This is a genomic window from Micromonospora sp. NPDC049282 (genome assembly GCF_043197045.1).
GTDB lineage: Bacteria > Actinomycetota > Actinomycetes > Mycobacteriales > Micromonosporaceae > Micromonospora.
The window spans coordinates 16,490-30,314 of record NZ_JBICSL010000007.1 but is presented as its reverse complement, the minus strand read 5'-3'; the positions used below and the strand labels follow the sequence as shown (position 1 = coordinate 30,314).

10 protein-coding genes are annotated in these 13,825 nt (G+C 70.4%); 9 read left to right on the top strand and 1 reads right to left on the bottom strand.

Annotation, left to right across the window (positions count from 1 at the left end; all coding sequences use genetic code 11):
- Window positions 1–32: 32 nt before the first annotated feature.
- The 7 genes from ACGFI2_RS14230 (at window position 33) to ACGFI2_RS14200 (ending at window position 8,960) form a co-directional block, all read left to right on the top strand.
- Window positions 33–869: a TauD/TfdA family dioxygenase gene (locus ACGFI2_RS14230; protein ID WP_393515916.1), complete on the top strand. Its 837-nt coding sequence runs from the start codon at window positions 33–35 to the stop codon at window positions 867–869.
- Window positions 866–1,384: a GNAT family N-acetyltransferase gene (locus ACGFI2_RS14225; RefSeq protein WP_393515913.1), complete on the top strand. Its 519-nt coding sequence runs from the start codon at window positions 866–868 to the stop codon at window positions 1,382–1,384. Before ACGFI2_RS14230 ends, ACGFI2_RS14225 begins: the two co-directional genes overlap by 4 nt.
- Window positions 1,381–2,733, top strand: a complete 1,353-nt coding sequence (locus tag ACGFI2_RS14220; RefSeq protein WP_393515910.1) for a cytochrome P450 — start codon at window positions 1,381–1,383, stop codon at window positions 2,731–2,733. Before ACGFI2_RS14225 ends, ACGFI2_RS14220 begins: the two co-directional genes overlap by 4 nt.
- A gap of 121 nt (window positions 2,734–2,854) precedes the next feature.
- Entirely contained in the window at window positions 2,855–4,531 is a 1,677-nt protein-coding gene (locus tag ACGFI2_RS14215; RefSeq protein WP_393515907.1) for an AMP-binding protein, read from the top strand.
- A 19-nt stretch (window positions 4,532–4,550) separates the two neighbouring features.
- Window positions 4,551–5,753: an acyl-CoA dehydrogenase family protein gene (locus ACGFI2_RS14210; RefSeq protein WP_393515904.1), complete on the top strand. Its 1,203-nt coding sequence runs from the start codon at window positions 4,551–4,553 to the stop codon at window positions 5,751–5,753.
- A 49-nt stretch (window positions 5,754–5,802) separates the two neighbouring features.
- Entirely contained in the window at window positions 5,803–6,123 is a 321-nt protein-coding gene (locus ACGFI2_RS14205) for a phosphopantetheine-binding protein (protein ID WP_393516220.1), read from the top strand.
- Between the two features lie 605 nt (window positions 6,124–6,728).
- Complete coding sequence (locus tag ACGFI2_RS14200; RefSeq protein ID WP_393515901.1) at window positions 6,729–8,960, top strand: ATP-binding protein; 2,232 nt, start codon at window positions 6,729–6,731, stop codon at window positions 8,958–8,960.
- Between the two features lie 13 nt (window positions 8,961–8,973).
- Here the strand turns inward: ACGFI2_RS14200 and ACGFI2_RS14195 are convergent, their stop codons facing one another.
- On the bottom strand, window positions 8,974–10,665 hold the full coding sequence (locus ACGFI2_RS14195; protein ID WP_393515898.1) for a SagB family peptide dehydrogenase: 1,692 nt from the start codon (window positions 10,663–10,665) through the stop codon (window positions 8,974–8,976).
- Between the two features lie 281 nt (window positions 10,666–10,946).
- Between ACGFI2_RS14195 and ACGFI2_RS14190 the strand changes: the two genes are divergently transcribed.
- Both ACGFI2_RS14190 and ACGFI2_RS14185 read left to right on the top strand, forming a co-directional pair.
- Complete coding sequence (locus ACGFI2_RS14190; RefSeq protein WP_393515895.1) at window positions 10,947–12,320, top strand: glycosyltransferase family 2 protein; 1,374 nt, start codon at window positions 10,947–10,949, stop codon at window positions 12,318–12,320.
- 88 nt (window positions 12,321–12,408) lie between these two features.
- Complete coding sequence (locus ACGFI2_RS14185) at window positions 12,409–13,803, top strand: aspartate aminotransferase family protein (protein WP_393515892.1); 1,395 nt, start codon at window positions 12,409–12,411, stop codon at window positions 13,801–13,803.
- Window positions 13,804–13,825 lie beyond the last annotated feature (22 nt).

Below are 13,825 nucleotides of genomic sequence, written 5' to 3'. Positions count from 1 at the left end.
TCGCCGAGCGGGCGCCCGCGTACGCCGTACGGATGCCGGAGCGGGTGCGGGAATTCCTGGGGCAGGTTCGCGCGGACGAGGCGCCCGTGTCCGTGATATCCGGACTTCCGCTCCAGACCCTTCCGCCGACGCCGCTCGACTGGACGGCGGCCGCGGCCGGCGTCGGTCGACGGGAAGAGCTGTTGCTGGTGCTGTGCGGTCTGCCGCTCGGCGAGCCGTTCGGCTGGGCGGCGCAGCAGGGCGGGCGGCTCGTACACGATGTCTGTCCGTCCCCGGCGATGGAACGGTCGCTGACGAGCGCGTGTAGTGCGTTGCCGCTGTCGCTGCACACCGAGGACGGGTTCCATCCGTGCCGCGGCGACTACGTCTCACTGCTGTGCCTGCGCAACCCCGACGCCGTACGGACGACGTTCGTCCGGCTCGGGTCCCTCGGTCTTCCCGAGAAACTCCAGAAGATCCTCCAGGATTCCAGGTTCCGGTTCCTGCCGGACGACGCACACGTGGGCGGCGCCTGCGCCGAACGTCTTCGCGCCGGCCCGGACGGTACGGGGCTCGACCCGATCATCTTCGGCCCCCCGGAGCACCCGTATCTGAGGTTCGACGCGGACTTCACCGCGGTCGAGGACGGCGACGACGAGGCGGCCGCGGCGATGGCGGAGCTGGACGAGCAGCTGAGCGCGGCGACCGAGTCCATCGCGCTGGCCCCCGGCGACCTGCTGTTCATCGACAACTACCAGGTCGTGCACGGCCGGGCGCCGTTCCGGGCCCGTTATGACGGAACCGACCGCTGGCTCAAGCGGCTGAATCTGATTCGGGACCTCCGCCGGATCTACGCCACCGCTGACACCCGTTCCCGGATCATCCGATGACCGCCTATCGATCGATGAGCGACGTGACCGCCATGGAACTGCGCGCCGTAGCCTACGACCATCCGGACGCCGTCGTGCTGGTGTCCTTGCTGCAACGCCACTACCTGGCGGTCTACGGTGAGGAGGACCCCCGGCACGGGGATCCCGGTGAGTACCGGCCGCCGCGCGGTCTCTTCCTGGTCGGCTACCTCGACGGCCGTCCCGTGGCCTGTGGTGGTTGGCGCGCGAAGGACGCCGGCGAATGGGGCTTCCAGGACGGCGACGCCGAGCTCAAGCGCGCATACGTCGTCGAGGAACTGGCCGGCCTGCAGATGCTGGGCGCTGCCCACAGCATCCTCACGGCGGTGGAGAGCGCGGCGATTCGCGCGCGACGCCGGCGCGCGATACTGGACGTCGGCGTCAAACAGGTCACCGCGATGAGGTTCTTCGAGCGGGCCGGATACACCCGGATCCCGAACTACGGGGTCTACCGCGACGACCCGCAGACCATCTGCTACGCCAAGGCTCTGCGGTGAGCACCCCGGTGGGCGCCCCCGGCCCGAGTGTCGCCGCCGCGCCGGCAACGGTGACCGGACTCGTCTTCCGGCCGCTGGCGACGTTGCGGTCGTTGGCCAGGTACGGCGATGCCGTGGAGCTGCCCCTCTATCCGGGGCACCGGCTCTTCATCATGAGCAGCCCCCGACACGCCGAACACGTCCTGGCTCGCCATCAGGACAACTACCTCAAGGCCTTCACCTACCGGTCGATGCGGGCAGTGCTCGGCACCGGGCTGCTGTCGAGCGAAGGCGAGACCTGGCGCCGCCATCGCCGACTGCTGCAACCGGTGTTCACCCGCCGCAATGTCGCGGGCTTCGCACCACAGATCGTCGACGCGACCCGGCGGATGCTGGACTCCTGGGACCGGCATCGCGACGGCACGCAGATCGAGGTGTCCGGAGAGGTCAACGGGCTGGCCCTGGACATCGTCGGCCGAGTTCTGTTCAGCACCGACATGACCGGCCACACCGGCCGGATCGCCCACGCCCTCAAGTTCCTGCTGCCCGCCGTCGCGATCGGCACCTACCTGCCGTTCCTCTGGGGGCCGCGCAGCACCCGGGCGATCCAGGCGGCCAGCGGACGCTTCGGCGGACCGCTCGCCGCGATCGACCGCCCGGTGCGCCAGCTCATCGCCGAGCGGCGGGCGACGCCCACCGTTGACGGACCGGCCGACCTGCTGGACCACCTGCTCACCGCGCGTGACGAGGGCCAGACGCGACTGACCGACGCGGAGATCCGCGATGAGGTGACCACGTTCATGCTCGCCGGGCATGAGACGACGGCGACGACTCTCAGCTGGTGCCTGGCGCTGCTGTCGGCCCACCCGGCCGTTCGGGACCGCCTGGAACATGAGGTCGACGCGGTCCTTGCCGGCCGCGAGCCACAGGCCGCCGACGTGGAGAAGCTCAGTTGGACCACCGCCGTCGTCAACGAGGCGTGGCGGTTGTACCCACCGGTGTGGACCACCGAGCGCGAAGCCGTGCGGTCCGACGTCGTCGAGGGGATACCGATCCCCGCGGGCAGCACCGTCGCGGTGCCCGCGTACCTGGTGCACCGCAACCCCGCCGTCTGGCCCGACCCCGAGCGCTACGACCCCACCCGCTTCCTGTCCGACGCCGACCGCGACCGCTACGCCCACATCCCGTTCGGCGGCGGCAGGCGCGCCTGCATCGGCGCCGGCTTCGCGCAGCTGGAGGCGGTGCTGGTGCTCGCGATGATGACCCAACGCTACCGGCTGGAGCTGACCGCCGGGCTGCCCCGCCCAAGGGCCAGCGCCACCCTTCGCCCCGGACGACGGCTGCCGATGCGATTGACGTGTCGGTCATGAACCCCGACACCGGCCCGACCGCCGGAAAGGACGAACCTAGATGAGCAGCCTTGCCGTCAGCCGGGAACTGCTTCTCGGTTGGCTTGACGCTCCGTCGACAGAGCGTGGCGTACGGTTCCACGTGGATGGACGGGAATGGTCGCGCCATACCTACGAGGATCTGGCGGAGCGCGCGTTGCGCGCCGGCGCTGCCCTGGCCGACGCCGGGGTACGCCGCGACGAGGTGGTGCCGCTGGTGCTGCCCTCCGGCCCGGACTTCGTCGCCTGCTTCTTCGGACTCCTCGCCATTGGCGCCACCCCGTCGGTGCTGCCACTGCCCGCTGCGCTGCAGGACGCGGCGGGCTACGAGACGCAAATACGGGCGATCGCCGCTGCGGTGCGACCGCGGTTCGCGATCGCGTCGGACGACCACCGCGACGCGTTGCTGGCCGGCGTCCACCAGGCCGGCCAGCAGACCACCGTCCTGGCGCCGAGCTACGGCGACGCCGGGACGGTACCGCGTGCGCACGGGGAACTGGCCGTCCTGCAGTTCACCTCGGGCTCGCTGGGACGCCCGCAAGGCGTGCGGATCACCGTCGACAACCTGGCCGCGAATCTCCGGATGATCCAGCGCTGGCTGGGCATCACGGAGCGTGGCGGGGTTTCCTGGCTACCGCTCTATCACGACATGGGTCTCATCGGTGGGCTGCTGACACTGGTGACCCTGCAGACGGAACACGCGATGATGCGGCCCGAGCAGTTCGTCCGCGACACGCGGGGCTGGCTCGCCGAGTACGGCCACGGCCGGTACGCCCAGATCTTCATGCCGAACTTCGGCTTCGAGCGTGTCGTCGACCGGGTCACCCCGGACGATCTGGTCGGGCTCGACTTCTCCGGCGTCACGTCGGTGGTCAGCGGGGCCGAACGGATCAACCCGGCGGCGCTGGCGCGATTCGCCGCGCTGCTGCAACCTCACGGCTTCGACAGCGGCGCGCTGACCCCCGCGTACGGGCTCGCCGAAGGAACCCTCGCGGTCACCGGCGTACCCCGACACGAACGGGTGCGGATGGTCCGCACCAACGCTCCGGGTCGGAGCCTGGACGACAAGGTCGAGGTGACCGACAAGGCGGTCCTCACCACCGACCTGGTGTCCGAGCCGTGGGCCTGGCAGGTGAGCTGCGGTCGCCCGCTCGAAGGCCTGCGGGTGGAAGTGGTCGGCGAGGACGGGCAGCCCCGGCCGGACGGTGTGTTCGGGGAGATCTCCGTACAGGGCCCTTCGGTAACCGCCGGCTACGCCGGCGCCACGTCGGCGGACGGCACCCGACTGGTCGGCGGATGGCTGCGCACGGGCGACGCCGGCTTCTTCCACGACGGCGACCTGTACGTGGTCGGCCGCCTCGGGGACAGTGTCAAACTCCGAGGGCGCAGCATCTTCGTCGAGGACGTGGAGCTGGATCTGCGCGCCCGTACCGGAATCGCGCCCCGCAACCTCGCCGTGGCCGGCGGCATCGTCGACGGCCGGCCGACGTTGCTGGTGGTGGTGGAGCGGGAGCTGGGTAACCAGCCCGACGTGGTCGTCGAGGCGGTCCGTACCTTCACCGGGTCCGCCGTCCGGGTGCTGATCCTGCGGGCCAGGCGCGGCACCATCCCCTTGACCTCCAGCGGCAAACCCCGCCGGCGCCTGCTGTGGCGCCGCCACCTCGCCGGGCAGTTGACCGGAGAGTGGCTCGGCGACCCTCCGCCGCCGAGCCGCACCGACACCGACACCGACACCGACCAGCAGAACCGGGAGGCAGGCCGTGAGCCCGTCGCGCGCTAGCGCCCCCACCGCCATCTCCTTGACCGGCGAGGCGACGGACCGGCCGCTGTTCGCGGATGGTCCCTTCGGCCCTCGCGTGGACGCCGCCCGGGCACGAGCAGCGGAGTCGATCGGCGCCGCTTTCGCCCCGCACGCGGTGGCCGACGAGCGCGGCGTGTTTCCGCGCGAGGTGCTTGCCGACCTCGGGCGCAGTCGGTTGTTGCGGCAACGCTGGCACCCGGGCCCTTTCGGTGACGCCGGCCTCGGTGTGATCATTGCGGAGGAGAGCGGCCGGTACGGTCACGCGGGCCTGTCGGTCGGAGTGAGTCTCTGCCTGGAGACGGTCGGTTCGATCCTCGTGCGCTACGGCGACTCACCACTGCTGCAGGAATATCTCGACGGGCTCCTCGACGGGAGGCTGGTCGGTTGCTTCGGGGCCTCCGAGCCGACCGGCGGTTCCGACCTCAACGGCATCCGCACCGCCGCCCGGCGGGTGCCCGGCGGCTGGCGGGTGACGGGTGAGAAGAGGTACCTGTCGCTGGGCCTGGTATGCGACTTCGCGTTGCTGCTGTGCCGGATCGAGGACGATGGTGGCGAAGCCGACGGCGGCCTCGGCGTGTTCGCCGTACCCGCCTCGGCGTTGTCGATCCGCAAACGGCTGCGCAAGGTCGGTACCGCGGCACTGGACACCACCTGGATGACGATCGACGCCAGGGTGCCGGACGAGGCACTCGTCGGTCGACCCGGCGCGGGTCTCCTCGTGGCGACCTGGGGGCTGAGCCACGAGCGGCTGTCCATCGCCGGGCAGACCGTCGGCGGGGTGGCCGCGGCCACCGGCCTCGCCACCGCACATCTGCACAGGCGGGAACAGTTCGGCCGGCCGTTGCTCCAGCACCAGGCGCTCCGGTTGCGGCTGGCCGACCTGTCCGCACGGCTGCTGTCGTTGCGGTTCGCCGTCTACTCGGCGGCGCAGGGCATACCTGTCACCGGCGCCTGTGGACCTCGGGAGACCGCCGCGCTCAAAGTCACCGCCACGCGTTTCGCGGAAGAGGCGATGAGCGAGTGCATGCACCTGTTCGGCGGTGCCGGTTACCTCGAGGACGAAACCCCCCTCGGCCGGATGTGGCGGGACACCAGGCTGGGCCGAATCGGTGCCGGTACCGACGAGATGATGTGGGAGTTGGTGGCCAGCGGCATGATTCCCGATTTCGTCGGCTACGACGAACTGGTGGACCTCGGATGAGGAGGTACGCCTTCCGCGCCCAACCATCAACCTCCGAAAGGTGAAGGACATGACCACACATGCCGTCCCGGTGACCGAGGCCGACGTCATGTCGGCACTCGATGCGATCTTCCTGGAGATCAAGCGGATCCGCCGGGAACTGCGACCGGAGGACCACCTGGTACAGGACCTGGACATCGACTCGCTGGCCGCGCTGGAACTGTTGATCGCGCTGGAGGCCCGCTTCAGCGTCAACCTCTTGAACGACCCCCGCGCATCCACTGTGGCCACGGTCGCCGAACTGGTCGACGTCATCCGTCGCCAGGTCGCGTCACGAGAGCCCGTGGAACACGGTACTTCCACGATCCCCACGATTTCCCGTCCGGCTTAACGGCCAAGAAGACAGGTCAGCCGGGTTGGTCCGGGTATGAGGCGGATATCCGTGATCATGTAAGCCGATACAACCCCCAGACGTGTCCGGCATCCTCGAACGGCTCGGCAGCGACCCGATCAGCCGACGATCATCTCGATGGCGCGCTTGGTTGCCGCACCGCGTAAACGGGGGTTATCGGGGGGCGGTTCAAATCTGCATAGAAGAAAGTCAAAGCCCTGACCAGCGTTCCCGCTGGTCAGGGCTTTACTTTGTCGGGACGGCCGGATTCGAACCGACGACCCCTTGACCCCCAGGCAACCGACACAGGGCCCTGACCTGCCGTTCCATGTGTCTTGGCCTGCTGGAACGGTCCACCAACGTCCCTGCTCGTCCGCTGGCGTCGGACCGGCGCCCTGGTGGCGGACCAGGCGGGGTGAACCGGTGGGTGAGCGCGGTCAGGGCGTCGAGGTTCGGGCATCGCCGTACTGTTCATGGGAGCGCGCCCAGGACCACGTCGCTGCGATAGGGTCGCCGTGCGCCGTGGGCGGACAGGCAGTCTGCCCGGATCCGTGGCAACGGGGGGGCCATCCGTTCGCGTGCCTTCTGTTGGGGAGGGAAAGACCATGGCGGATTCAGCGCCGGAAGTCGGGGCGGGTCTCGCCGCGTTCGGTGCATGGGTCCGCGCAGGACGGTTGGAGCTGGGCTGGACCCAGGAAGGGTTCGCCGAACGGTCCGGGCTCAGCATCCGTACGGTCCGCAACCTCGAGGCCGGTCGGGGCGGAACTCCTCGACCAGACACGCGTCGACTGGCCATCGCAGCCCTGTCGCCGACCGACCACGATCGGAACACGCCGGTGCCCCCGGCGCGGCCGGCGCAGCTTCCGGCCGACGTTCCCGGCTTCACCGGCCGGGCCGAGCAGATGCGCCGGCTGGACGCCCTGCTCGACGCCGACCCGGGCGACTCGGCGGGGGCCGTGCCGATCTCGCTGGTCACCGGGACGGCGGGGGTGGGCAAGAGTGCGTTGGCGGTGCACTGGGGACACCGGGTCGCGGACCGCTTTCCCGACGGGCAGCTCTACGTCAACCTGCGCGGATACAACCCGAGCGGTCCCGCGCTCCGCTTCGGCGAGGTGGTCCGCGCCTTTCTCGACGCGCTCCAGGTGCCGCCGGAGCGGCTTCCCCACAGCATCGACGCGCAGGCGGGCCTGTACCGGAGCCTCCTCGCGGGCAAACGCGTACTGGTGGTGTTGGACAACGCCCGGGACCCGGAGCAGGTCCGTGCGCTGCTGCCCGGCACGGCAGGTTGTCTGGTGGTGGTTACCAGCCGCGACCAACTCACCGGCCTGGTTGCATCCGAGGCGGCGGTTCCACTACGCCTGGACCAGCTCTCCGAAGGCGAGGCGCGGTCGTTGCTGGTTCAGCGGCTGAGTCGGAGCCGCGTCGCCGCAGAATCGGCCGCGGTCGACCAGATCGTCGCGCTCAGCGCCCGGCTGCCGCTCGCGCTGGCCATCGTGGCCGGTCGGGCCGCTATGGCCTCGGCGCTCCCCCTCGCCACGCTGGCCGACGAGATGCAGCGGACCCGGGGCCGCCTGGACGCGTTCGTCAGCGAAGATTCGAGTGCGGACGTGCGGGCCGTCTTCTCCTGGTCCTACCACCGGCTCAGCCAGGGGGCGGCCCGGCTGTTCCGGCTGTTGGGTCTGCACCCGGGACCGCACATCTGCGTGCCCGCCGCGGCCAGCCTGGCCGGTGTCGCCATCTCGGAGGCGCGACGCCTCCTGACCGAGCTGACCTGCCGGCACATCCTCACCGAGTACCCGCCCGGCCGGTACACGACCCACGAACTGCTCCAGGCCTACGCCGCGGAACTGGTGAGGGACGACGAACAGGACAGCGATCGCGACGAGGCCATGCAGCGCATGCTCGACCACTACCTGCACACCGCGCACCGGGCCGCGACGCTCCTCTTTCCCGAGACGATCAAACTGGCGGATCCGCAGATGGGTGTCGTGCCGGAGGACATCGTGGACGACCGCGCCGCCCTCGAATGGTTCGCGGCCGAGCACCACGTACTGCTCGCGATCGTCGACCGGGCGGAGGCGGCCGGCTCGGACACGCACGTCTGGCAGTTGGCCTGGTCCCTGGAGACCTACTTCGACTTCCGGGGTTACTGGCACGATCTGGCCGCGACCCAGACGCAGGCACTGGCCGCCGCCTCCCGGTTGGCTGATCCGGCCGCACAGGCCCATGCGCACCGAGGTCTCGGTGGCGCCCATCTCCGGTTGGGCCAACACGATGCGGCCGACCGTCACCACCGGTCGGCCCTCGACCTGTTCACCCGACTCGCCGACTTCAGCGGACAGGCCCGGAGCTACCGTGGCCTGGCATGGCTGTGTTCCCAGCGGGGCCGCAATGCCGAAGCGTTGGAACACAACCGGCAGGCGTTGAACCGCTACGAGGAGGCTGGCAACCGGGTCGGCCACGCGAGCACCCTCAACTCGGTCGGCTACAGCCTGGCCCTGACCGGTGATTACCGGCAGGCGGTCGACCACTGTCGACGTGCGCTCGCGATGCTTCGTGAGATCGGCGATCAGCACAGCGAGGCGGCCACCTGGGACAGTCTCGGTTACGCCTACCACCACCTCGGCGAAAGTCGGGAGGCGATCGAGTGCTACCAGCGCGCCCTGGGCCTGCACCGGAGGTTCGGCGAGCGCTACTTCGAGGCGATCGTCCTGACCCACCTGAACGAGGCGTATGACGCGTCCGGAGAAACCGAAGCGGCCGGGCAGGTGCTGCGGCAGGCGCGGGACGTCCTCGCCAGTCTGGGCCGCACGGCCGACGGCGGGTTCCGCGACTGAACCACGACAGGGGTCAGGCGCCCCGACCGTCCCCCTGACCGGACAGACCGATGTCGACGACACCGGCTCGCGGGGCGGCCGGCCCGACCAGGAGTTGGACGACGTCGGCCTGCCCGCGCGGCACCCCGAACATCCCACGCAGCCCGCCGGGGTCGTAGTCGGAAATCGGCCGGCACGCGAGGCCCATCGCGGTGCTGGCGAGGCGACACCGCTGTATCGCGATGCCGGCTAGCACGTTCTGCATCCGGTACCAGCGGTCACCGTACATACGCAGTCCCGTGTCGAGCTCCGCGAAGAGGTACAGCCGGGCGGTGGCCGGACGCAGGCCACCCAGGGCACCGATCGGGGTGGACGCGTCCCCGTCCCCGGCGGCGTCGGTGGCGGCGGGCCGGAGGCTGTGCGTCGCCGGATCGTAGGCGTAGTGTCCCGGAGCCAGCCCGGTCACCCGGTGGGGAAGGCAATAGACGGCCAGCCGCGCCGACCCGGCCAGGGTGCCGGCGACGTCGCAGCGGTATCCCGTCAGCAGCCACGCCAGCAGCGTACCGAGTTGCCGGACCGTCATCGCACCGCTGGTGAACCGGACGGCCGACCGGAGGGCCGCGTCCGCCCTCGCGGGGACGAGTGGCTCGGGCAGCACGAGTGGCTCGGGCAGGTCGATCTCCCGACCGGAGGCGGCCGGGCGCCGTGGCCGGCGGACGGTGGTCGGGCCGCCCCGCTCCGGCGATCGGCGAGAGGCGTCCGGGGTAGGGACATCCCGGGCGCGGTCAACAGCACCGCTCCGCAGACTCGCGTGATGCAACCGCACCGCGGTGGGATGCGCGGTGGCGCGCAGCTCGAGATCGGACTCCACACCCTGGACCGCGATGGTGCGCGGCGCCGACCAACGCTGTGGCGGCGCCGCAGCGGGCGCGTCGGCGTGCGGTGCCGGGGCAGAGGCGTCCGGCGTACGGCCCGGGGCGTGTGGCGCCGGGGCAGCTGGCACGGCGGGTGACGGGCCGGCGAGGACGACGGCGTAGACCGACTCGATGTCGGGATCCAGCCCGAGCAGGGCGGCGAAGGCCTCGTCGTCGAAGGTGAGGCGCAGCTCGGTTCCGTCGGGCGCCCGGTGCAGGAGCTGGCCGGCCAGGGCGCCCGTGTCCAGACAGGCGAGGCGGTAACCAAACGCTCCGTAGGTCGACGCGTTCTTCCACATCCGGCAGGAGACGAGCAGTGTGTACGGCGTGGGCGCGCGGCCGAGTGCGGCCCGCAGCGACGCCTGCGGATCGTCGGTGGCCAGCGTCTCCAGGGTGTGGTGCGTCGCGTCGTAGTGGTAGACGCCGGGCCCTGGCGCGACCCCGCCGGTCACCGCCAGGTACAGCTCGGCGGGATAGTAGGCACCGCCGGACGGCACCGCCCGCCGGACGCCGCCGCGCACGGTCGGGGAGGCGTTCGTGGGCGGGAAGCCGCCGAGCGTGGCCATGGCGGCCGTCGTGTAGAACTGCAGGCGCGTGGGCGCGTACGCCGAGGCCAGCGACCCGATCAGCGCCAGTGGCTCGTCGGACTGGCCCGCATGGGGTGCCGGCCAGGGCAGGGGGATCCTGACACTTCCCGGGTACTGCTTGAAAAGGTGTGATCGGCGAGGCCCACGGGGGGTGTCGCGGTGCACCCGGAGATAGTCGACGGTCGCCGTGTCGGACGGTGCTCCGGTCGGCCACGGTGACGTCATGGACTCCATCCCTCCCGACGCCGATCGGCGTCGCAGTACGGTAGCTCGTCGCGCCCGTGGCCGCCGGTCCGGTGCCCGCCAGTGCCGCGAGCAGCCTGTGCCGGCCGTGCCCGGAGTAACCGATCTTGCCGTTCCTTTACCTGTCTGGTGCCTGGTCCCCCGCCGACCCGGATTCCTACCGTTGACCGAATCGATCAACCACGCCGCGCTGGGTGTTGGCCGCGCCGGCCTCCCGCGCGGACCGAACCGAGGCGGCGCATGCGTCCAGGAATAGGAGATAGATGCCTTCCAGCCAGGAGGTCGACGAGCCCACGTCCGACTGTCCGTTCCTGAGCGTCGTGATCCCCACCTTCCACGACTCGCAGTGCCTTGCCCTCACCCTCGATTCGCTGACCCGGCAACGCCTGGACGCCGGACTGTTCGAGGTGATCGTGGTGGGTGACGGCGGCGCGGTCGACGATCAGGTCGTCAAGGCGATCGCCGCCCGGGGTTTCCGATACCTCGGCCTGCCGGAGCACGTCGGACGCGCCGCAGCCCGCAATCAGGGCGTAGCGGCCGCACATGGGCGGGTGGTCGTCTTCCTGGACAGTGACTCGTTCGCGGACCCGGACCTGCTGGCCCGACACTACGAGTTCCACCGGACCGCCGAGACGCCGCAGGTGCTGATCGGGAAGCGCTGGGAGATCGACTGGCCGGTCCTCGACCGGATCCTGCGGGCCGGTGCGATGGACCTGGCGACCCTGCCGGCGGAGAGTGCAGACATGCGGTTCCCCGAGCCGACGCCGCCGGAGCGGATTGCGGAACTGATGCAGACCCCCTGGCTGTTCGCCTACACCAACAACGTCTCGGTCCCGCGGGACGTGGTGGTGTCCGCCGGAATGTTCGACGAGGCGTTCGGCACCAGGTGGGGATTCGAGGACCTGGAGCTGTTCTACCGGGTCTACCTGGAACTGGGACGCCGCTCGGCCGCGTTCCGCTACGACGACCTGGCCACCTGCTACCACCTGCCGCACTACCGACCCAACATCGGGATGTTCCAGGACTACTACGCGAACATGGCGGTGGCCAAACAGAAGTACCCCTGCTACGAGTGGGAGTTCACCGGGCTCGTCCAGCCGGCGCAGGCGGCCGACCGGATCCGGCGGTACCGGGCGAGCTTCGCCGCGACCGGGCGGGATCCGGCGTGGCGGGCCGCCCGAGCCTGGCGACGGTCCGGCCTGGACGATCTCGCCGCCGATATCGACCGTTCCGCGCCACCGCATCCCTCACCGCGGATTCTGGTGATCGGTCTCGGCACCGAGGAGCTCGATCTGTCGGATCACGCGGAGACGTTCGACCTCGGACGGCCTGGTTCCCCGACCAACTCGCACCTGCTGGGCTTCGCCACGAGCTACCCGGACCGGGCCTTCGACACCGTCGTCAACGTCAACCTCTGGCGCTGGCTCGGGGTGCACGACCTCAGCCGGTACCTGGGCGAGTCGCTACGGATCGCCGGCACGAGCGTGCTCGTCCACTCCTCCGACGCGCGGCTGCCGGCGGATGTCCCCGGCGTGGACGACGTCGAGTACGTCGTACGGATGCTGTCGCAGCACCTGGACACGTCGGTGGAATACCGGGGTCTCGACTGCGTCATCACGGTACGGGCGGCGGCGTGAGCAGCCCCGTGTCAGGCCACTGCTTGTCGATCTCGAGTCACCGGTGCACCCGGACCCGTGATGGATCGAGCGAGGCCAGGGTGGAGCGGTGAGCGAGTCCGTTCGGAGTCGCGACCATGTGTTGTCGACCGCGCCGCGACGATTTCTGCCCCAGGTGCCGGTCGTCGGCGCCGAGGGCTCCTGGCTGTGGTTGGCCGACGGCGGACGGTTGCTCGACTTCCACGGACAGCACATGTGCATCGGAATCGGTCACCGCCACCCGAAACTGACGGCTGCGCTGCACGATGCCATCGACCGGTTGGACTACGTTGCCGACTTCTTTCCGTCCGAGGAGAAGGATCGGGTGGCACGGCTGATCGTCGAGGAGACCATGGCCGGATCCCCGTGGGCCGGTGCGGTGCGCTTCGTCTCGTCGGGATCGGAGGCGACCGAAATGGCGATCATGATCGCGCGGCTCTTCCAGAACCGTCCGCTGATCGTCACCCGCGACCTTGCGTACCATGGCTGGACCGCTGGTGCCGCCGCCGTGACGGGCGTCGGCATGCTGCGCAACGGCTTCACGCCGGAGGGTGGCGCCAGCCGCCCGGTGCCCGGCAGCCATCCGCAGCCCTCGGCGCCGGCACCGATCTGCGTCTCCTGCCCGCTCGGCCGGACCTACCCAGGATGCAAGGACGCCGATGGAACGCTGGCGTGCGTCAATGCGACCGAGCGGGTCATCAGATCGGCCGGAGTGGACCGAGTCGCCGCGTTCATCACGGAGATCTGGCACGGGGCCGGTGCCTTCCTGGTGCCCGACGAGTATGTGCGGCAGATCCGCGACCTCACCCGACGGCTCGGGGTGTTGTGGATCGACGACGAGGCGATCTCCGGAATGGGCCGGACCGGACGGTGGTGGGCGTTCCAGCACCACGACGTGCAGCCCGACATCATGACCGCGGCAAAGGGGTTGGGCAGCTCGGCCGTACCAGTCGGCGCCTGCGTGGTGAGCCGGGAGATCGCGGACTACTTCGCCACTGGCTTCTGGGGCCACAGCTCGACATTCGCCGGGCATCCGCTCGCGATGGCCGCCGTCGCAGCGACCTTGGACATCATGATCGAGGAAAACGTCATCGCCCGCGTCGCGTCCCTCGGCGACGTCGTCCGGGACCGGCTGGCCGACATGGTCGCCCGGCACCCGTCCGCCGCCAGCGTCGGCGGCCGAGGGCTGGTCTGGGGGATCGAACTGGTCCGTGACCCGGAAACCGGGCGGCGGTGGGTGCCGGAGGACAGGTGGCGCAGTCCCGGCCTCGATCCGGTCGGCGGGTTCCAGCCCGCGGGTTTCGTCGTCGGCGAATGCGCGCGCAGGGGGGTCCTCCTGCTGAGCTACGCGCCGAACACCATCACGATCGCGCCGCCGCTGCGGATCAGCGACGAGGAGCTGGAGATCGGGCTGGGCGCGATCGACGCCGCCCTCTACCAGCTCGACGAGTTGGCAGCGGCGTGAGCGGATCGACCGGCGGCGTCGA

Excerpts from the sequence above, each read along its gene's own strand:
- ACGFI2_RS14230 (WP_393515916.1), top strand. The coding sequence starts at position 33 with ATGCCGGAGCGGGTGCGGGAATTCCTGGGGCAGGTTCGCGCGGACGAG.
- ACGFI2_RS14225 (WP_393515913.1), top strand. The coding sequence starts at position 866 with ATGACCGCCTATCGATCGATGAGCGACGTGACCGCCATGGAACTGCGC.
- ACGFI2_RS14205 (WP_393516220.1), top strand. The coding sequence starts at position 5,803 with ATGACCACACATGCCGTCCCGGTGACCGAGGCCGACGTCATGTCGGCA.
- ACGFI2_RS14200 (WP_393515901.1), top strand. The coding sequence starts at position 6,729 with ATGGCGGATTCAGCGCCGGAAGTCGGGGCGGGTCTCGCCGCGTTCGGT.
- ACGFI2_RS14195 (WP_393515898.1), bottom strand. The coding sequence starts at position 10,665 with ATGACGTCACCGTGGCCGACCGGAGCACCGTCCGACACGGCGACCGTC.
- ACGFI2_RS14190 (WP_393515895.1), top strand. The coding sequence starts at position 10,947 with ATGCCTTCCAGCCAGGAGGTCGACGAGCCCACGTCCGACTGTCCGTTC.